17 protein-coding genes are annotated in these 19,028 nt (G+C 37.6%); 13 read left to right on the top strand and 4 right to left on the bottom strand.

Translation table 11 applies throughout. The features are described 5' to 3' along the window. The first annotated feature begins 40 nt into the window (after positions 1 to 40). From gldB to EMTOL_RS09360, 4 genes are all read left to right on the top strand, one after another. Positions 41 to 1,048 carry a gliding motility lipoprotein GldB gene (gene gldB, locus EMTOL_RS09345; protein WP_015029033.1) on the top strand — a complete coding sequence of 336 codons (1,008 nt, stop codon included), beginning with the start codon at positions 41 to 43 and terminating at the stop codon, positions 1,046 to 1,048. Between the two features lie 61 nt (positions 1,049 to 1,109). Continuing rightward, entirely contained in the window at positions 1,110 to 3,017 is a 1,908-nt protein-coding gene (locus tag EMTOL_RS09350) for an ABC transporter ATP-binding protein (RefSeq protein WP_015029034.1), read from the top strand. Positions 3,018 to 3,044: 27 nt separating this feature from the next. Further along, positions 3,045 to 3,464: a Fur family transcriptional regulator gene (locus EMTOL_RS09355; protein ID WP_015029035.1), complete on the top strand. Its 420-nt coding sequence runs from the start codon at positions 3,045 to 3,047 to the stop codon at positions 3,462 to 3,464. An 83-nt stretch (positions 3,465 to 3,547) separates the two neighbouring features. Continuing rightward, positions 3,548 to 4,456 carry an EamA family transporter gene (locus tag EMTOL_RS09360; RefSeq protein WP_015029036.1) on the top strand — a complete coding sequence of 303 codons (909 nt, stop codon included), beginning with the start codon at positions 3,548 to 3,550 and terminating at the stop codon, positions 4,454 to 4,456. Between the two features lie 163 nt (positions 4,457 to 4,619). On the opposite strand, the gene EMTOL_RS09365 is transcribed toward EMTOL_RS09360, so the two are convergent. The 3 genes from EMTOL_RS09365 to EMTOL_RS09375 form a co-directional block, all read right to left on the bottom strand. Continuing rightward, entirely contained in the window at positions 4,620 to 5,333 is a 714-nt protein-coding gene (locus EMTOL_RS09365; RefSeq protein ID WP_015029037.1) for a collagen-like protein, read from the bottom strand. A gap of 182 nt (positions 5,334 to 5,515) precedes the next feature. Next, positions 5,516 to 6,064, bottom strand: coding sequence for a hypothetical protein (locus EMTOL_RS21755; RefSeq protein WP_015029038.1), 549 nt, complete (start codon positions 6,062 to 6,064; stop codon positions 5,516 to 5,518). A 53-nt stretch (positions 6,065 to 6,117) separates the two neighbouring features. Beyond that, positions 6,118 to 7,512, bottom strand: coding sequence for a BamA/TamA family outer membrane protein (locus EMTOL_RS09375; RefSeq protein ID WP_015029039.1), 1,395 nt, complete (start codon positions 7,510 to 7,512; stop codon positions 6,118 to 6,120). Positions 7,513 to 7,684: 172 nt separating this feature from the next. Between EMTOL_RS09375 and EMTOL_RS09380 the strand changes: the two genes are divergently transcribed. The 5 genes from EMTOL_RS09380 (at position 7,685) to EMTOL_RS09400 (ending at position 14,649) form a co-directional block, all read left to right on the top strand. Next, positions 7,685 to 8,899, top strand: coding sequence for an acyl-CoA dehydrogenase family protein (locus EMTOL_RS09380; protein WP_015029040.1), 1,215 nt, complete (start codon positions 7,685 to 7,687; stop codon positions 8,897 to 8,899). A 39-nt stretch (positions 8,900 to 8,938) separates the two neighbouring features. Next, the gene (locus tag EMTOL_RS09385; RefSeq protein WP_015029041.1) at positions 8,939 to 11,038 is read left to right on the top strand and encodes a molybdopterin oxidoreductase family protein; all 2,100 of its coding nucleotides are present in this window, start codon (positions 8,939 to 8,941) and stop codon (positions 11,036 to 11,038) included. A gap of 19 nt (positions 11,039 to 11,057) precedes the next feature. Beyond that, on the top strand, positions 11,058 to 11,615 hold the full coding sequence (locus EMTOL_RS09390; protein WP_015029042.1) for a PepSY domain-containing protein: 558 nt from the start codon (positions 11,058 to 11,060) through the stop codon (positions 11,613 to 11,615). Between the two features lie 21 nt (positions 11,616 to 11,636). After that, positions 11,637 to 12,416, top strand: a complete 780-nt coding sequence (locus EMTOL_RS09395) for a sulfite exporter TauE/SafE family protein (protein WP_015029043.1) — start codon at positions 11,637 to 11,639, stop codon at positions 12,414 to 12,416. 274 nt (positions 12,417 to 12,690) lie between these two features. Further along, entirely contained in the window at positions 12,691 to 14,649 is a 1,959-nt protein-coding gene (locus EMTOL_RS09400) for a glycoside hydrolase family 127 protein (RefSeq protein ID WP_015029045.1), read from the top strand. 32 nt (positions 14,650 to 14,681) lie between these two features. Here the strand turns inward: EMTOL_RS09400 and EMTOL_RS09405 are convergent, their stop codons facing one another. Next, a complete protein-coding gene (locus tag EMTOL_RS09405; RefSeq protein ID WP_015029046.1) occupies positions 14,682 to 15,407 on the bottom strand; it encodes an NUDIX hydrolase in 726 nt (241 codons plus the stop codon). Between the two features lie 179 nt (positions 15,408 to 15,586). Between EMTOL_RS09405 and EMTOL_RS09410 the strand changes: the two genes are divergently transcribed. From EMTOL_RS09410 to EMTOL_RS09425, 4 genes are all read left to right on the top strand, one after another. Beyond that, positions 15,587 to 16,444, top strand: coding sequence for a ThuA domain-containing protein (locus EMTOL_RS09410; RefSeq protein ID WP_015029047.1), 858 nt, complete (start codon positions 15,587 to 15,589; stop codon positions 16,442 to 16,444). Positions 16,445 to 16,510: 66 nt separating this feature from the next. Beyond that, positions 16,511 to 17,269: an SDR family NAD(P)-dependent oxidoreductase gene (locus tag EMTOL_RS09415; RefSeq protein WP_015029048.1), complete on the top strand. Its 759-nt coding sequence runs from the start codon at positions 16,511 to 16,513 to the stop codon at positions 17,267 to 17,269. 43 nt (positions 17,270 to 17,312) lie between these two features. Then, complete coding sequence (locus tag EMTOL_RS09420; RefSeq protein WP_015029049.1) at positions 17,313 to 18,518, top strand: MFS transporter; 1,206 nt, start codon at positions 17,313 to 17,315, stop codon at positions 18,516 to 18,518. 72 nt (positions 18,519 to 18,590) lie between these two features. Beyond that, positions 18,591 to 18,989: a GxxExxY protein gene (locus tag EMTOL_RS09425; RefSeq protein ID WP_015029050.1), complete on the top strand. Its 399-nt coding sequence runs from the start codon at positions 18,591 to 18,593 to the stop codon at positions 18,987 to 18,989. The last annotated feature ends 39 nt before the right edge of the window (positions 18,990 to 19,028 follow it).

Consider the following 19,028-nt stretch of genomic DNA (forward strand, 5'->3'; position numbering starts at 1 on the left):
TCTATTTTTGTGCGTTTTTTGAAAAAATATTTAATTATTTATGCAAATACGGCACCTTATTGTCTGTCAAATAAGTCTATTAATTGGCTTGTTTTTTCTAAATTCTTGTCAAAATTCAGCATCAACTGAAGATATTGATACTTCGAAGATTTCGGTAAAGCTTGATATTCTGCGATTTGACGAGGCGATGATGAAGCTCACCACTAGAGAGCAAATTAAAGGTTTTCTGAGTAAAAATGGCCGATTCGTCAATGTCTTTTATCAGACTACTCCCGATGATAACGCTCTGATAGATAGATTAATGTTGATTCATAATAACCCAGACACGAAAGCTTTTTACGAAGAAACTAAGCAATCCTTTGGAAATCTTGATGCCTTGAAAAAACAATTTGAGGTGGCTTTTAAGCATATTAAATATTATTACCCAGACTTCAAAGAGCCTCAAATAATTACAACATTTACCGCTCTTGATTTAGAGTTGGTGGTGGCTGATGATATGATTGTGATTCCACTCGAAACTTTTTTAGGCCCTAAAGCCAAGTATCGTCCGCAATATCCCGATTATCTTTTACGAAGATTTGATAAACCTTATATTGTTCCATCAGTGCTCACGATTCTTGCCAAAAAATATAATGCTATTGACCCTAACGATCATACTTTGATGAGCGATATGGTATTTTATGGAAAAAGTTATGAATTTACACGAGCAATGCTGCCTGAGGTGGCAGACTCTTTGCTGATTGCTTATCCTGATTATGATTTAGTAAAAACATGGAATTCGCAAGATTTAGTTTGGGGTTATTTTATTGATAATAAGCTTCTTTACGAAACCAATGACCGTATAAAAGATAAGTATTTATCCGAACGCCCAAGAGTACAAGAAATAGGAAATGATTGCCCAGGACGTATCGGTCAATGGTTAGGTTGGCGAATTGTGAGTCGTTATAGAACCGAAAACCCGTCAATTACGTTAGTTGATTTGATGAAAAATCAAAATGCTCGTGATATTTTTGAGAAGTCGAAGTATAAAGGGCAAGTAGAAGACTAAAAACTGACAAAATTATAAATCTTAAGACATTCATTAGAGTGTCTGTTGAAGACTTTTAAATATGGCAAAAGGAAGACATTTAGGGGTAGAAATTTCGGAAGAAGATAAGAAAAAGAAAGTAACCAAAGAGGGTTTTACAAAAGCTCTCAAAATATATCGGTTCACATTGCCTTATAAAGGCACTTTTGCGATAGGTTTTGTTTTCTTAATATTATCACAAATTACATCAATGAGTATTCCGCTCTTGATGGGGCAAATGGTAGGAGCAATAGTTTCGCCTCAAGGGCAGGGTGCAGCGGCAATGAATTCCTCGAATATGATGGGCAATAATATGGCCATGCAGAAGTTTCAAAGTCTGATTGGGTCATCTGCACATCGACTTACACTTAATGAAGTTACCTTCCTTTTTATAGGCTTATTATTTTTGCAAGCAGGCTTTTCATTTTTAAGAGTTTATACTTTTACGAGGGTTTCTGAGCGTTCGATGCGTGATTTACGCCGTGAGCTTTATACAAAAATTATTACTTTGCCAGTTTCGTTTTTTGAGAAAAGTCGTGTAGGCGAACTCATGAGCCGCATTACATCCGATGTTTCGCAACTACAAGATGTATTATCTATCACCTTGGCCGAGTTATTCCGCCAAATTTTTACATTGGTAGGTGGAATATTGCTCATCACAATGCTCTCGGGTAAGCTTACCCTCTTTATGCTTTCTACATTCCCGTTATTAGTAGTAGCAGCAATAGTTTTTGGGCGATTTATTAGAAAGAATTCAAGAAAAGTGCAAGATGAGTTGGCCAAAACCAATATCATTGTTGAAGAAACCTTACAATCAGTAAATGTTGTAAAGGCGTTTACCAATGAACGTTTGGAAGTAAATCGCTATGGTTTATCTATTCAACGTGTGGTTGATTATGCCCTCAAAGCGGCTACTTTTAGAGGTGGTTTTATTTCATTTATTATTTTGGTGCTTTTCGGTGGGGTTGTCGGCGTGGTTTGGTATGGTGGAAATTTGGTATTATCAGGTGAATTAGCTTTTCAAGATTTATTTACTTTTATTCTCTACACTGGTTTTATTGGAGGTTCTGTGGGTGGTTTGGGTGATATGTACGCCCAGATTCAGCGGACAATTGGGGCTTCTGAACGAGTATTAGAAATTTTAGATGAAACATCAGAAGTAGATGTGGCTCGTAAGCTTAACTTCAAAAAGGCAAAGGGCGATATTCAGTTCGATAAAGTAGGTTTTGCTTATCCATCACGCACAGATGTGACGGTGCTAAAAGAACTTTCATTGAATGTAAAAGCTGGCGAAAAAGTAGCATTAGTTGGGCATAGTGGAGCTGGAAAATCAACCATTGTACAATTACTGATGAAACTTTATCCAATCAATAAAGGTAAAATTAGTATTGATGGTGTAGATATTGCTAGTCAGGATGTGACCGAACTCCGTAGCAATATTGCTATTGTGCCTCAAGAAGTAATGCTATTTGGTGGTACAATCTTCGAAAATATTGCTTATGGTAAACCTGATGCAACTAAAGAAGAGGTAATGGAGGCGGCACGAAAAGCCAATGCCTTAGAATTTATTGATGTTTTCCCAGAAAAATTCGAAACCATTGTGGGTGAGCGGGGTGTAAAACTTTCAGGTGGGCAGCGTCAGCGTGTGGCCATTGCTCGAGCCATCTTGAAAGACCCTTCGATATTGATACTCGATGAAGCCACAAGTGCTTTAGATTCAGAATCGGAGAAATTAGTGCAAGATGCCTTAGATGAATTAATGAAAGGCCGAACAACCATTATTATCGCTCATAGATTAGCCACAATTCGTAATGTAGATATGATTTATGTATTGAAAGATGGTGGAATTGCCGAAGCAGGCAAACACGAAGATTTGATTTTGAAAGAAGAAGGAATTTACGCAAACTTAGTGAAATTACAGTTTGATAATGTAAATTTGCTCGTAGAATAAATGTAGTCGGAGGGCTACCTTATAAATATGAATCCTGCGAAAGATACACTTAAAGAGTATGATTTACGGCACACTGGTTGTCGAGCTGATATTCTACAATCGTTTCAGAGCAATAATTATGCACTTTCGCATGGTGATTTGGAAGCGATGTTTGGACAGCGTTTCGACCGTGTGACTATTTACCGCACATTAAAGACATTTGTAGAGAAAGGAATAGTACATAAGGTGCTTGATGATGAAGGTGGAACCAAGTACGCTCTTTGCAGGGTTACGGAGTGTAGCCACGAGAAACATCATCATGACCACGTGCATTTTAAATGTATTGTTTGTGGAAATACTACATGTATAGAAAGTGTGCATATTCCGATGATTCATTTGCCAGATGGCTATAAACGAACAGAAGTTAATATGTTGGTGCAAGGTACTTGCCCGACCTGTGTAAAATAAATTTCCCAAAAAACCTTTACGATACCATTTTGCCAATTTTATTGGCGAAATGGTAATTTTTTTTCTTTAAACTTAAAACTTTAATGTCGCAGAAAACAAAAATACTCATAGCCTTAGGAATTGTGTACATCGTGTGGGGTTCGACTTATTTGGGTGTAAAATTTGCCCTAGATTCGCTACCTCCTTTGTTGATTTCTTGTACAAGATTTTTGCTTGGAGGTTCTTTACTCTTTCTTTTTACATTACTTCGTGGACAAGGTTTGCCTACGCTTCAACAAGCACGTAATGCCGCTTTGATAGGTGTGTTGCTCAGTGGGGTGGGTAATTGTGCCGTTGCATATGCTCTTTTATTAATGCCTTCGGGTTTGGTGGCTTTATTAGTTGCCACATTGCCTGCTTGGATGATTCTACTCGATTTCTTATTCTTTAGTAATGAGAAACCATCATTTATTGGTACTATTGGTCTGGTTTTAGGTTTGGTTGGAATGGCTGTTTTGTTGAATCCTACCCAGCAAATTGGACAGAGAGAGGTAGCTCTTTTTCCTGCATTTATTGTTTTTTTAGGTTCGATTGCTTGGGCGTTTGGTTCGCTTAAATCACCTTATTTGGTTTTGCCAAAGTCACTTCAGTCAACCGCTATTCAGATGGTAGTGGGTGGATGTTTTTCCCTGACCATGAGCATTATTTTTGAAAAAGACCAAATTCACTCATTGCTCAATATGAGTAATAGTACATTTTGGGCGATGGTATATTTGATTTTGATAGGTTCTTACGTAGGTTATACTGCTTATGTTTGGTTGATAAATAATGCTCCTCCACAACTTACAGCTACTTATGCGTACGTAAATCCGGTTGTTGCTATTTTTTTAGGGTGGATTTTTATTAATGAGCGACTCACCTCTCGCTCAATGTTAGCTTCGGCGATAATTTTAGCGGGTGTAGCCATGATGACTTTGGGTAGAAAAAGAAAGCCGCATGAAGTTGATGTCTAAAATGCTTTATTTCAATGGTTTTGTTAGTTTTTGGATAATATTATCAGATATAAAAAAACTAAACAAGAAAGACACCCATTTGGTGTCTTTCTTCAATTATTTCCCTGACAAATTTAAATTTTACACTAAATCATCTACGTAAATGTAGAAATGAGAAGCATAATTATTTTGGAATGCCAAAAGCTTTGGCAACTTCTTCAAAATTAGAGTAATCAAGATTTGCTCTTGATTTTATCCCGCCTGGAATAATTACATATCGAAATTGTAAGCCTGTGGCAGGTTTTCCTTGAATATCCAATAACTCTACAAACGTAATGTTTACCTTCCCTATTGCGGCCGAAACATTGTAGTTTGTTAGTCCAGAACCAGTTTGGAGCATTAGTGGAAGTAAATAGGCTGGACCGTTCGCCACTTGTCTGCAGTAGGCCAATACCACACCTTTATCAATAATATCTTGTGTAATTTTGGCTTCTGTGATGCCAAATATGTAATTCTTCTCCGTGAGTTTTTGCCAATCTGATGAAGTTGGTGTTGACCAATCAGAATAGATTACATTGGCAGTGCCAGGTTCTCCTTGAGCCCCTTGTGGGCCAGTTGCTCCTTGTGGGCCAGCTGGTCCTTGCGGTCCGGTTGCTCCCTGTGCTCCTGCCGGCCCTTGAGCCCCAGTTGGCCCTTGTGGGCCAGTTGCTCCTTGTGGGCCAGCTGGTCCTTGCGGTCCGGTTGCCCCTTGTGGCCCAGCAGCTCCGGTATCTCCTTTGGGGCCTTGTATTCCAGGTTGACCTTGAGCACCTTGTGGTCCTTGCGGCCCTTCGCAACTACAGAGCATTAAATACCCTAGCAACATAACGCAAAGCGTAAGTTTAACTTTAGTTTTCATAATACGTGGTTGGGTTTGTTGTACTAATTTTGAAAAGCACTTTTACTAAATTTCTTCAAGTTTTATGCCAAATTTAGTTGTTTAAGAGCATAATATTAGTGATTCTCATTGACTTATAAACAAAAAAAGCTCAAAAAATCTATTTAGACTTTTTTGAGCTTTTATATCAATAAACTTTCTTTTTATTGGAGTGGCTTTGAAGATTGCGTAAATCTAACTTCTAAACCTCTATCTAAGTTATTTTTAATTACTTTGATACTTACCTTTCCGTTGGGTTTTAAGGCCCAAGTTTGTAGCTTACCATTGGGTAAAGGTTGCCCATAGAGACTGGTAAATTGCTTTACCATTTCATTTTTCAAACTATCATTGGAGGTATCAGTATTCATGTAAATGTCTAATTCAATACCAGATACACGATTATTCTTATCTTTTTGGTAGAGTATATCAATTGTTTCAAGGTTTGGAGTATCAAAAGAATATCCAACATGCGTCTCATCTTCTTCAAATAACTCAGCTTTTTCTTTCTTTTTAACGTCTGCAATAGCATCGCCAAACTGGATACCTCTAACTATACCTTCGCCTGTACCCATGATTGTTTGTAGTAGTTTCTGCGAGTTATTTATTTCAATAACTTGGTCGGATGGAGGATTTAAAACTTCCAAGGTCTCTGTTTTTTTTGGGTTACTACATTCAACAGCTAACAAAAGTAGAACTAAACAATGGGCTTTCATAAATTTATTTGGTGAAATATACACAATGTAAAATGGTTTTTTGGTAAGTCGTATCAGAATTCTCTAGATAAATTAAAAAATAATCTTCGTTCACCTGCTTGATTTAAAGAGTAGTTGAGTCTGCCAACTACATTATACCAGGTTACTACATCAAGGCCGACACCACCACCAACTAACCATTGATTTGCAAATTTAGTATTATTTAATTCGGGAAATTTATTTTTTACATAACCCACATCAAAAAAGGTATTTATGTAAGCCGCAACGGGTAATGTATTAAACTGCTTTACTTTTAGGTAACGACTCAAATCAAAAACTTTATCTAACATGCGATACTTAGCATTCGTTTTAAGGAGTCCGTAACTCTGGCCATCAATTACGTAAAGTTCATATCCTCTAACCAAATCATTCCGATAGCCTAATCCTTGGGTTTGTAAAAATGGTTGTCTTTGTGGAAATGAGACTTTTGCTCTAATACTATAATTCGCAAAAAAGTTTTTGTGAATTTGAATGTATTGGCTTGCCGTTCCGCTGAAACTCAACATATTTACATCATCTTTGGCCGAGATACCATATTTAATAGCATCAAAACTAAATCTATATCCTTTCAGAGCATATTGTCGATTATCTCGACGGTCGAAAATATAAGAATAACTGATTAGAAAATACTTTTGCAGTGTTCGCCCATTTAAAAAATAGTTGGGGTTCAATCTGGCAATAGTATCCCCAATTTGGGTATGATTATAAGTTAGTTGTAAATATTGATTTTGAAAAAAGCCTGTTCTACGAGATAAAACTGCATAGAAATTTAGGCGTTCTCGTTGCCGATTTTCACTTTCGAGAAACTGAAATTTATCTTGCCAAGTTCTGTAAACCATTGTTTTGTTAATGGCATAAAAAGCTCCTAGAGAAAACGTTGTTTGTAGGGATTTATCAAGATAAGGAGTACTATACGCAATTTCGAAATTTGGAATAAACCCAACTTCAGCTCTGATTTTTAGTTGGTCATTATTGCCTGTAAGATTCGCATGTCGGGCATAAATGCCATAAATAGTTCGCCTAAAATCTCGGTTTCGCTCATACCACCATTCATTGAGATTACGGTCAGCTAAATAAAAAACAGGTAAAACAACTAAGTAAAGTCGTTCTTTTACTTCTACTGTTATATCTACTTGATTATCTTCGAATTCTTGCGAGGTTAATTTGACCGTAACAAACAAATTGGTATTAATAATCTTTTTCCGGTCGGCTTCAAGTGCTTCGCTTAATTTATCCTTGACTAATTTATCTCCTTGTTTGATGGCCATATCCCTAAAAATTATTTTTTCTTTGGTTCGAAGATTACCAATAACTTTTATCTGATGCACAACCAACGAATCGGAGGCAAATACTTCTTGGAAAGCAACTTGCACTAAACAAAGACCAATAAAAAATAGACGATTAATCATTAAAAAAAGCTTATCAAAATGGGGTTTTATAGCAATGTACGAAAATCTTGTATGATAGATAACGCCAAATCTAAACTATTTTTTAAGAAATGTGATAAAATATTGTGCCATCAGGAATGTAAAACTAACTTTAAGTCATAATTTATGGAATCAACAATAAAAACCAATAAGTATGGAAACCCTATTTGTTACCGAGAAACTTAAAGAACTCTTACCAAAGATTAAATCATTCGTAGAAACAGAGCTTTATCCACTTGAAACAACCGAAAATCTTCAACATAATTTTTCGCACATAGAGCCACTGCTACACGAAAAAAGAGTATTAGTAAAAAAAGCAGGACTTTGGGGGCTACACTTACCCGAAGAAGATGGTGGTTTGGGTCTGAGTCTCTGTGAGTTTGGGCAGATTAGTGAAGTGTTGGCAAGTTCGCCTTTTGGGCATTTTGTATTTAATACACAAGCTCCTGATATTGGCAATACCGAACTAATGCACAAATATGCTCCTAAGCATTTAAAAGATAAATATTTGAAGCCCTTGATGAATGGGGAAATCAGAAGTTGTTTTTCGATGACTGAACCAGAATTTGCAGGGTCAAATCCAACTCGTATGGGAACTATGGCTGTAAAAGATGGCGATGATTATATAATTAATGGCCATAAATGGTTTACTTCTTCAGCCGATGGAGCAGCTTTTGCTGTTGTGATGGCTGTAACTAATCCTGAAGCAGCACCGCATAAAAGGGCAAGTCAGATTTTAGTGCCACTCGATACCCCAGGTTTTAAGTTTGTACGAAATATCCCAATAATGGGGCACGTAGGCGATAGCTGGGCTAGCCATGCGGAAGTAATCTACGATAATGTGCGTGTACCTCAAGCTAATTTAATTGGAGTAGAAGGAAGTGGATTCTTACTTGCACAAGAACGCCTCGGACCCGGACGTATTCATCATTGTATGCGATTCATTGGCATTGCCGAGCGTAGTTTCGATTTAATGTGCCGATATGCCGCTTCAAGAGAAATGGCTGAAGGTGTGATGCTAGGTGAGATGCAATTTATCCAAGGCTTTATTGCTGAAAGTAGAGCAGAAATTGATGCTGCACGATTATTAGTACTTCGTACGGCCAAAAATATAGATGAAAAAGGTGCTGCGGCTGTACGTGATGAAATTTCGATGATAAAATTTTTCACTGCCAACATGATGCTTCGTGTAATCGACCGTGCCATTCAAACTCACGGAGCATTGGGTATTACGAATGATATTTTATTATCTTATTGGTACGCTCATGAGAGAGGGGCACGTATTTATGATGGGGCTGATGAAGTTCATAAAACGGCCTTAGCTCGCGGTATTTTGAAAGGTTATGGCCTTGATACACGGAAGAAGTAGTTAAGTTTGAGAAAACTATTCAACACTAACAAACCTATAATGAAAAACTTAACGCACTTCCGTACATGTAATCTCTGTGAGGCCATGTGCGGCCTTGAAATAACAGTAACTGATGGAGTTGTGAGCAAGATAGAGGGCGATAAAAATGACTCATTCAGTAGAGGGCATATTTGTCCGAAAGCAGTTGCTTTGAAAGATATATATGAAGACCCAAACCGACTAAAATATCCAGTAAAACGAACCCCAGAGGGCTGGCAACAAATTTCTTGGGAAGAAGCTTTTGAAGAAGTTATTGAGAAAATCAAGCAAATTCAAGCAAAATGTGGCAATAATGCTGTAGCTATGTATCAGGGTAATCCCTCGATTCATAATTTAGGCACAACAATGAATTCGCCATTATTTGCCAAGTCTTTGCGAACAAAAAATATGTTTTCGGCCACCTCGGCCGACCAACTTCCGCATCATTTTGCTGCTTGGCAGATGTTTGGGCATCCGATGCTCATGCCCATTCCAGATATTGATTTTACAGATTTTATGTTAATCATTGGTGGAAATCCGATTGCATCAAATGGAAGTATTATGTCGGTGCCTGATGTAGCTAATCGCTTGAAAGCTATTCAGAAAAGAGGAGGAAAAGTAGTTGTGGTTGACCCACGCTTTACCGAAACTGCGGCCAAGGCCGACCAGCACTTCTTCATTCGCCCCGGAGCTGATGCTCTTTTGCTTCTAGCAATGATTCATATAATTTTTGCGGAGAATTTAGTGAAATTAGAGCATTTAGCTGAATTTACAGATAATATTGACTTATTAAGGGAAATATCAAGCGATTTTACTCCCGAAAGAGTTGAACGCCAAACGGGTATTTCTGCTGAAAATATTCGCCAATTGACGCTAGATTTCACGCAAGCAAAAACCGCAGTTTGCTATGGTAGAGTAGGGGTTTCGGTGCAAACTTTTGGAAGTATTGCACAATGGCTCATTAATGCCATTAATTTATTAACAGGAAATTTGGATAAAATAGGCGGAGCAATGTTTACTGCTCCAGCCGTCGATTTTCTGGCAAGAGCAAAAACCGATAATCGTTTTAACCGTTGGCAAAGTAGGGTTAGAAAATTACCCGAATTTTTGGGTGAATTGCCAGTAGCGACGCTTTCAGAGGAAATCCTTACTGAAGGAGAAGGACAAATCAAGTGTTTAATAACAAGTTGTGGAAATCCTGTTTTATCTACACCTAATGGTGGAAAGCTCGACGAAGCCCTTGAATCATTAGAATTCATGGTGGCAATTGATATTTACATCAATGAAACAACTCGCCACGCCGATATTATTCTGCCTCCTGCTACTGGGCTAGAAGTTCCACACTACGATATGACGTTCCACGTTTTAGCTGTGCGGAATACTGCTAAATTCTCGGAAGCACTTTTTTCGAAGGCTAAAGGTGCAAAATATGATTGGGAAATTTACCAAGAATTGGCCTATAGAATGGCTCATCATACCTCAAGTAATGAAGGATTCATGGCAGAACCACCAGAACAAAAACTAGATTTAGGGCTACAATTTGGTCCTTACGGACTGTCTTTAGAAAAGCTTCGGGCAAATCCTCATGGAATAGATTTGGGGCCACTCAAAAGTTGTTTGCCAAATAGATTACTTACCGAAAATAAGCGAATTAATGCTGCTCCCGCAATTTTAGTGAAAGACATTGAGCGACTGAGTCAACAGCTTTTACAGACAGGTTCGGGTGAAGGCTTCGATTTTACGCTCATTGGAAGAAGGCATTTAAGAGATAATAATTCTTGGATGCATAATTCAGAAAGGTTGGTAAAAGGACGCAATCGCTGTACGTTAATGATACATACTGAAGATGCTAAAAGATTAAATATAGAAAATCAGGCTATCGTGAAGGTAAGTTCGCGAGTAGGTAGCGTAGAAATTCCAGTAGAAATAACCGACCAAATGATGCGTGGAGTAGTGAGCATGCCACACGGCTATGGACATGCAAGAAAGGGCGTAAAGTTAGATGTGGCCGAAAAATATGCGGGTGTAAGTATCAATGACTTAACCGATGAATTGGTTATTGATGAACTTACTGGCAATGCCGCTTTCAATAATGTGAATGTTAGAATTGAAAAGATTTAAAATAAATATTTGATAAATAGTGTCTGCCAAAACAGAAAAAATAGCTCAATCCACCCGATTTTATCGAAAAATTCATAAATGGATTTCAATACCCTTGTTTGTATTCATGTTTTTAATTGGATTCACGGGTTTGCTTTTAGGTTGGAAAAAGAATATTGGCTTATTGCCAAGTACAAAAATGGGGTCGAATGTAGAAGTAAAAGCATGGGTTTCGCTCGATTCTATTCAAGCATCAGCACAACGGTTTGCTAAAGATAGTTTAGGGCTTTCGACTGAAATAGATAGAATTGATGTTCGTCCACAAAAAGGAGTTGCTAAAATTGTTTTCATTCAAAACTTCACTGAGTTACAGGTTGATTGTGCCACAGGAAAGGTGGTTTCGATAGCTACTAGAAAATCAGATATTATTGAAAAAATTCATGATGGTTCAATTCTTGATTTTTTTATTAAAACACCAAACGATGAAATTAAACTCTTTTATACAACAATTCTAGCTTTAGGTTTAATTTTGCTTTCTTTTAGTGGGTTTTGGTTATGGTATAATCCGAAACGCATCAAAAAACAAAAAGCACTTTGATAATTTTATAATTCTTAAGTTTTGACAATTATTACATTTTTTGCCTGTTTAGCTGCATTTGTAGCTGGTTTTATTGATTCGATAGTTGGCGGTGGAGGGCTTGTGCAAGCACCTGCTTTATTTATTTTATTCCCGCATTATTCTGTGCCACAGATTATCGGTACTAATCGTTTCGCTTCTTTTATGGGAACGGCCGTTGCTGGTTATCAGTATTCTAAAAAAGTAAAAATACCACTAAAAACGGTACTTTTTGCTGGAGTAGGGGCAGGCGTGATGTCGTATTCAGGAGCATTGATTTCGAGCCACATGAGCGAGAAAATTTTAAAGCCAACGATTCTGATTTTAATGACACTTATTGCGATTTATACCTACCGAAAGAAAGATTTAGGCCAACATGACCGCCATAAATTTGAACTAAGTAAAATTCCGATTTATGGTTTATTAATAGGTATGACAACAGGTTTCTACAATGGTTTTGTTGGACCCGGAACTGGTAGTTTGTTGGTTTTTGGTTTTGTAAGTATTGTCGGATACAATTTTCTTACAGCTTCGGCCATTTCTAAAGTAGTAAATGTTGTGGCTGATATATGCTCACTTATCTTTTTCGTGGCCAAAGGATATGTTGTTTTTGGGGTAGCTTTACCAATGATGGTTTGCAATATGGCTGGTTCATTTGTAGGAAGCCGAATGGCCTTGCTTAGAGGTAATGGCTTCATACGGGTTTTATTTTTAGTAGTAGTTTTTGGCTTAATTCTAAGATTCGGCTACGATATTCTGAAAATGTATGGATTTTATCAATGATATTTTTACTTAAATTGTAAAAGGAATATATAAAGTCTTTATGATTTGAAAGATATTTTTTTTCTCTATTTCAACCTCATAATCACGCCCGAACTCATACATATTCTTTTAATATCTGAATAAGTAAGGCTTTAAACCTAATCAAGCAAAGGTATTTTCTATTATTTCTGCTAAATCATGGTGTTTTGGCTGAATTACCCTATTATTGTATATTCTTTGGCTGATATTTTTATAATTATTAGCTAAGGAATTTACGACATATTCAACCAAAACTATGACAAACTTACCAAAAATACTCTTCTTGGGTCTTTTGTGGGGTCAATCTTTTGCCCAAAATCTCCGAAAAATAGAGCCAGTCAAATTTTCAGAGGTTTCCATTACTGATGCTTTTTGGAAACCCAAAATGGATAAGGTAGCTACCACTACGCTGCAAGCCTGTATTGTGCAAACTGAAGTAAAAACACCTCGTATCAGAAATTTTGAGAAGGTAGCTCGTAAATTAGGTGAAAAACACGAAGGTATTTATTTCGACGACTCAGATGTCTATAAGGCTATTGAGGCGATGGCCTATTCGCTAAAAAATCATCCCGACGCTGAACTCGAAAAGAAAACCGATGAATGGATTGATAAAATTGCGGCAGCCCAATTGCCCGATGGTTATTTGAATACCTATTATACGCTCAATGGCCTGCAAAACCGCTGGACTGATATGGAAAAGCACGAAGACTATTGTGCTGGTCATCTTATCGAAGCAGCGGTGGCTTATTATAATACTACTGGCAAACGCAAATTACTCGATGTGGCTATTCGCTTTGCTAATCACATTGACGAAACTTTCCGTCTTGCCAACCGTCCATGGGTTTCGGGGCATCAAGAAATAGAATTGGCTCTTGTAAAACTCTACCGTACGACTAAAGATGAGCGTTATCTAAAGCTTTCGGAGTGGTTTCTTAATCAACGAGGCAGAGGAAATGGCAAAGGCGTAATTTGGGATGATTGGAAAGACCCCGCCTATTGCCAAGATGCAATTCCTGTAAAAGACCAAAAAGAAATTACGGGTCATGCCGTGCGTGCGATGTATTTATACACAGGTGCAGCCGACGTGGCGGTAAATACGGGTGATACAGGTTATATGAACGCCATGAAAACAGTTTGGGAAGATGTGGTACACCGTAATATGTACATCACGGGTGGCATTGGCTCGTCTGGTAGTAATGAAGGATTCAGTCAAGATTTTGATTTGCCTAATGAGAATGCCTACTGCGAAACCTGTGCTTCGGTAGGAATGGTTTTCTGGAATCAGCGAATGAATGCACTCACGGGCGAAAGTAAATACATTGATGTTTTGGAAAGAAGTCTCTACAACGGAGCTTTAGATGGGCTCTCGCTTAGTGGCGACCGCTTTTTCTATGGTAATCCTCTGGCTTCCATTGGGCGTCATGCTCGCCGTGAATGGTTCGGAACTGCTTGTTGCCCATCGAATATTGCTCGTTTGGTTGCCTCTTTGGGCGATTATATCTACGGAAAATCTGAGAATGGTATTTGGGTAAATCTTTTTGTAGGAAGCAATACGAATATCAAGCTGGGAAATACTGAAATTCTAACAAGTATCGAAACCAATTATCCGCTCAATGGAAAAGTGAAAATTTCGATGAATCCGAGTACAAAAACAAAATATACGCTGCACGTAAGAATTCCGAGTTGGACAACCAATGAGCCAGTTGCGGGCAATTTATACCATTACTTAGGTAATTATGCGGCAAATATCGCCATGATGGTCAATGGAAGAAAGATTGATTATAAGATCGAAAATGGCTATGCTATCATTGACAGAGAGTGGTCGGCAGGGGATATTGTGAGTTTTGAATTGCCAATGGATGTGAGAAAAATAGTGGCACGAAATGAACTGAAACAAGATAACGATAGAATGGCTCTACAACGTGGCCCCTTGGTGTATTGTGTAGAAGGCATTGATAATGAAGGTAAAGCATGGGATTTTATTGTGCCAGATAATGCCAAATTTACCGAAGTTTCGCAACAAGTTCTTAGCGAGCCAATCATTGCAATTCAGACCGATGCGACGACCTTCAAACCAACACCAGATGGTTTAGGCTTTAAGCCTGTGAAGAAGCGTATCACTGCGATTCCGTATTATACTTGGTGTAATCGTGGAAGTGGACAAATGCAAGTTTGGCTCCCACGAAAAGTGAAAAATGCCATGGTGAATTATTGACATACTATTTCGGAACTGAATTTGATTCAAATTCAGTTCCGAAATCTATACAAATAGGGAGCTTTATTGGCTGCACCTGTAAATTTCTTTTCTAATCGTTCGAGTACATCCAAATCTAAGATTTTCTTTTGGAAATTATTTCTGGCAAAAGGCTTGTCATAAACGGCCTCGTAGAGTTCTTGCACTTCACGAATGGTAAAAGTTTCGGGCAAAAGATTAAAGCCGATTAGTTTTTGGTCAAGGAATAATCTAAGCGTTTCGAGGGCAAATTGAACCATTTTATTATGATCCATAATCATGGACGGCAATTCTTTTACATTATACCAGTCAACAGACTCATCAAATAAACCTTTCTGCGGACTCACTTTATTGATATCAACTAATGCATAATAGCCAATGGAAACAAATCTTTTTGATAGCCATTTAATATCATTCTCATCCAAAACACCTTGTTCGAGCCATTCTTTTTTCAAACTATTGATATTCTCAAAAATTTCGTGATTAATGCGGAAAGGCTCACCAAAAACTCTGTATTGTTCCAAAAAAATATCTTTAAGTCCAGTTCTTTCTTCTAAAATACGCTTGGCTGCTTCGTCAATACTTTCTTCTTGCTTAATAAAACCACCGGGCAAAGTATATATATCAAGTTCGACTTTTACCTTTGAAATCAATACTTTTAACTCTTTCTCTTTATACCCAAAAATCACACAATCTATTGATAGTTGCTGAATAAAATTATGTTCGTCAAAAAGTTTCATGATGGTGTGCTTTATGATTCGTAAGGATAAGTTTAATCCTTAAAATAAACCGCTTGTAAAATATTACTATTCAAAGATACAATATAAAAAAATAATATTGTCTATTTTTCAGACAATATTATTTTTATTTATACATTTGTCTCAGAAATAATTTTTCACTTCTATATCAGCCTGTTAGTATGAGAAAGCTCATTAAGATTCTCCTGTGGTCTGTTTTAGGACTCATCGTCCTGTTAGGTGGTGCTATGGCCGTATTTGTTTATAAAGTAAAACACGGTTTCCCCGTTTCTTATGAGACAGAAACTCCTAAAATTGATTTCCCTAACGACAGGCCAGCAATCTTGCTATTTTCAAAAACAACCGGATTTCGTCACAGTGGCTCAATTGATGCCTCAAAACCAATCATTGCCGATTTGGCCAAGAAAAATGGCTGGTTTCTTTACGAAACTGAAGAAGGTGGCGTATTTAATGCCGAACAATTATCAAAATTCAAGACTGTTATTTTTAATAATTCAACGGGTAGAGTTTTGAATGATGAGCAACAAAAAGCTTTAGAGCAATACGTAGAAAATGGCGGAAATCTAATTGGAATTCATGGTGCGGGTGATAATTCGCACGAATGGTCTTGGTATGTAAAAAACTTACTTGGAGCTGAATTTTCGCACCATCCACTCAAACCGCAGTTTCAAAAAACAGATGTTTTGGTTGATGCTCAAGCCGACAGTTCGATAACTGCTCAGATTCCACAGCCTTGGAGCCATACCGATGAATGGTATGTATTTTTTGAAAATCCACGCAAAAAGGGCTTTAAAATCTTATATACAATTAATGGCGAAACTATCATTCCGAATGGGAATGTACCTATTTTGGCAAGTGATAAAAATTTCGGAATGGGAAAAGACCACCCAGTAGCCTGGTGTAAGCAAATCGGAAAAGGTAAAACATTCTATACTTCGATGGGCCATGATGAATCGGTTTGGACAGACCCAAATTTTGTAAAATTGATTGAAAATGCCATTGTTTGGACGTTCAAATAATTATCGTTGTCGTAGAGACAGGGCATGCCCTGTCTCTGCAATCGAAAAATAATAAACAAACAAAATATGAAAAAAACAGCCGTAATAACAGGTGCCGCCCGTGGAATCGGTTTAGAAATAGCCAAAAGATTCAACAAAGAAGGCTATCATGCCTTGATTCTCGACATAGATGCAGCTGAATTAGCCAAATGTGGAGAAAATTTAAAAGGTCAAGAAGGCTTTTCATTTTTCAACTGCGATGTGTCTAATCATCAGTCAGTTAGCGAAACATTTGCACAAATTACGGCTCAATTTTCGAAGGTTCATGCCCTTGTCAATAATGCAGGAATTGCCATTTTTAAACCCGCCCAAGAAGTTAGTTTTGATGATTGGAGTGCCGTAATGGGTACAAATCTAAACGGTACGTTTCTTTGTAGTCAGGCTTGTTTAGCTGCATTGGTTGCAGGAAAAGGGAGTATCGTGAATATTGCCAGTATTTCGGGCGTTCGTGCCAGTACCTTACGTATTGCTTATGGTACAAGCAAAGCGGCCATTATGCACCTAACCAAACAACAAGCGGTTGAATATGGCAATTTGGGTGTGCGTGCCAATGCAGTTGCCCCAGGCCCAGTAGAAACAGAAATGGCCAAATTAGTACATAGTGCTGATATTCGTACCTCTTATGCTGATGCGATTCCGTTGGCTCGCTATGGTACAACCGAAGAAATCTCGAATGCCGTTTATTTCTTGTGTAGCGAGCAAGCAAGCTATATTAACGGGCAAATTCTTTGTGCCGATGGTGGTTTCGATGCAGCAGGAGTTGGTTTGCCGAGTTTGAGAAATTAAAAATATTGATTAATTCTATTATTCACTCAATCACTAATAAGACGTGAAAAGACATATCTGGTTAGCCATTATTGCCTCAGCTTTGGGCTTTTTTGTTGATTTATACGACATCATGATTTTGAGCGTCGTCAGAAAACCCAGTCTTTTGGCTATGGGTGTAGCCGAAGCTGATTTGCTTTCCAAAGGAGTTTGGCTTATCAATATACAGATGGCAGGTATGCTTCTCGGAGGTTTTATTTGGGGAATTATCGGAGATAAAATGGGTCGATTATCTGTTCTTTTTGGCTCAATTATTTTGTATTCAACTGCCACTTTTGCTAATGCTTATGCTCCCAATTTTGAAATCTACTTGTTATTAAGATTTTTGGCGGGAATTGGTTTAGCTGGTGAATTAGGAGCCGCCATCACGCTCGTAACCGAACAAATGCCTCAAAAATTTAGAGGAATTGGCCCTGCAATTATCGGTGGTTGTGGAATGTTAGGGGCAATTTTCGGAGCATTCATCGGAGGTAAATATTCTTGGCAATTTACTTATCAATTAGGTGGAGGTTTAGGTTTTGTTCTCTTGATTCTTCGTTTAGGTGTACTGGAATCTGGACTTTTCAATGAAATGAAAGGAAAAACCAGCAATAGAGGCGATTTGCGATTGCTTTTCAAAAACAAAGATTATATCAAAAAATACATCAGTATTTGTGTCTTGGGCTTTCCTGTTTGGTATGTCAACGGAGTAGTCATGACTTTCACGCCCGAAATTGCCAAGGCTTGGGGAATGACGCAAGCTCCGACTGTTTCAGAGGTGGTCATTTATTACTTTTTGGGACTAACCTTCGGGGATTTAACGGGTGGTTTCGTAAGTCAATATTTCCAAAGTCGTAAAAAAGCCATTCGCCTATATTTATCACTTTATGCCTTAGCTGCTATTGTGTTTTTTGTAGTGGGTAATCAATCTGCCTTCATTTACAAAGCCTTGATTTTATTCTTGGGCTTTTGCGTAGGTTATTCGATTGTTTTGCTTACGCTTGCTGCCGAGCAATATGGCACAAACATCAGAGCTACCGTTACGACTTCTTCATTAAATATCCTCCGTGCAACGGTTATTCCGCAAACATTACTTTTTGAGTTTTTGAATCCGTATATCGGTACAGTAAATTCGGCAATGGCAGTAGGAGTAGTGGCTATTTTATTAGCTTTTTGGGGGCTTAGCAATTTAGAAGAAACATTTCATAAGGATTTGAATTATATGGAGTAGAATTGTTGGAACGCTGATGACGCAGATTCCTGCGGAAACGCTGATTTTTACGGATTTTAAAAATAGAATTAAATGGAGCTTTTACACAAAACTTTGACGGATTCAATTTTGAAAGTGTATTTCGATGTTTATAACGAACTGGGATATGGATTTTTAGAAAAAGTATATCAAAATTCAATGTATTTAGAACTTAAATCACGTGGTTTTTATGTAGAGGCACAAAAACAAATTAAAGTAAATTATAAGGGTATCGAAGTTGGTGAGTATTATGCAGATTTGATTGTCAATGAAAAAGTGATATTAGAGTTGAAAGCCGCAGAATGTATTGTAGAAGATTTTGAATATCAATTAATAAACTACCTAAAAGCTACTAATATGGAAGTTGGTTTATTGTTGAATTTTGGCAAGAAACCCGAATTTAGAAGTAAAATATTTGAAAATAATAGAAAGAATTTTATTAAAAATCCGTAGAAATCAGCGTTGGAACATCCGTGTCATCAGCGTTCAAAA

Origin of the sequence: Emticicia oligotrophica DSM 17448, from assembly GCF_000263195.1 — a bacterium.
In the GTDB taxonomy this organism is placed as follows: domain Bacteria; phylum Bacteroidota; class Bacteroidia; order Cytophagales; family Spirosomataceae; genus Emticicia; species Emticicia oligotrophica.

Bases quoted from the DNA above. Each gene is read 5' to 3' on its own strand.
- gldB (WP_015029033.1), top strand. From the start codon at position 41: ATGCAAATACGGCACCTTATTGTCTGTCAAATAAGTCTATTAATTGGC.
- EMTOL_RS09350 (WP_015029034.1), top strand. From the start codon at position 1,110: ATGGCAAAAGGAAGACATTTAGGGGTAGAAATTTCGGAAGAAGATAAG.
- EMTOL_RS09355 (WP_015029035.1), top strand. From the start codon at position 3,045: ATGAATCCTGCGAAAGATACACTTAAAGAGTATGATTTACGGCACACT.
- EMTOL_RS09360 (WP_015029036.1), top strand. From the start codon at position 3,548: ATGTCGCAGAAAACAAAAATACTCATAGCCTTAGGAATTGTGTACATC.
- EMTOL_RS09365 (WP_015029037.1), bottom strand. From the start codon at position 5,333: ATGAAAACTAAAGTTAAACTTACGCTTTGCGTTATGTTGCTAGGGTAT.
- EMTOL_RS21755 (WP_015029038.1), bottom strand. From the start codon at position 6,064: ATGAAAGCCCATTGTTTAGTTCTACTTTTGTTAGCTGTTGAATGTAGT.
- EMTOL_RS09375 (WP_015029039.1), bottom strand. From the start codon at position 7,512: ATGATTAATCGTCTATTTTTTATTGGTCTTTGTTTAGTGCAAGTTGCT.
- EMTOL_RS09380 (WP_015029040.1), top strand. From the start codon at position 7,685: ATGGAAACCCTATTTGTTACCGAGAAACTTAAAGAACTCTTACCAAAG.
- EMTOL_RS09385 (WP_015029041.1), top strand. From the start codon at position 8,939: ATGAAAAACTTAACGCACTTCCGTACATGTAATCTCTGTGAGGCCATG.
- EMTOL_RS09400 (WP_015029045.1), top strand. From the start codon at position 12,691: ATGACAAACTTACCAAAAATACTCTTCTTGGGTCTTTTGTGGGGTCAA.
- EMTOL_RS09405 (WP_015029046.1), bottom strand. From the start codon at position 15,407: ATGAAACTTTTTGACGAACATAATTTTATTCAGCAACTATCAATAGAT.
- EMTOL_RS09410 (WP_015029047.1), top strand. From the start codon at position 15,587: ATGAGAAAGCTCATTAAGATTCTCCTGTGGTCTGTTTTAGGACTCATC.
- EMTOL_RS09415 (WP_015029048.1), top strand. From the start codon at position 16,511: ATGAAAAAAACAGCCGTAATAACAGGTGCCGCCCGTGGAATCGGTTTA.
- EMTOL_RS09425 (WP_015029050.1), top strand. From the start codon at position 18,591: ATGGAGCTTTTACACAAAACTTTGACGGATTCAATTTTGAAAGTGTAT.